Origin of the sequence: Vibrio sp. 10N.222.49.C9, from assembly GCF_041474985.1 — a bacterium.
GTDB lineage: Bacteria > Pseudomonadota > Gammaproteobacteria > Enterobacterales > Vibrionaceae > Vibrio > Vibrio crassostreae_C.
On record NZ_JBFRVD010000865.1, the window covers coordinates 1 to 253 of the forward strand.

At 47.4% G+C, this 253-nt stretch carries 1 protein-coding gene; it reads left to right on the top strand.

Translation table 11 applies throughout. The features are described from left to right. A partial coding sequence (locus AB4585_RS25975) for a ribosome recycling factor family protein (protein WP_372171649.1) occupies window positions 1–253 on the top strand: 253 nt, incomplete at both ends.

Genomic DNA, 253 nt, shown 5'->3' on the forward strand with positions numbered 1-253 from the left:
CGTTGCATTACCTTCTTTAATTCATAGAGTCGGTGGAGAAACCGTACAATCGGTAAAGCAGCTCGCGCTCAAACATGAGTGTGAGCTAAAGAGGGTACGCCGCAGTCGGCATTGGCAAGTGTCCGGTGATGCCATAAATATTCAAGCGCTCTGCTCGGAGCTTTCGCAGCAGCCGGATAGTGTGCTTTTTATTATCAAAAAACTGAATCTCGCTCTACAGCTTCATCAAGATAAACTGGAATCCCCTGCCGAT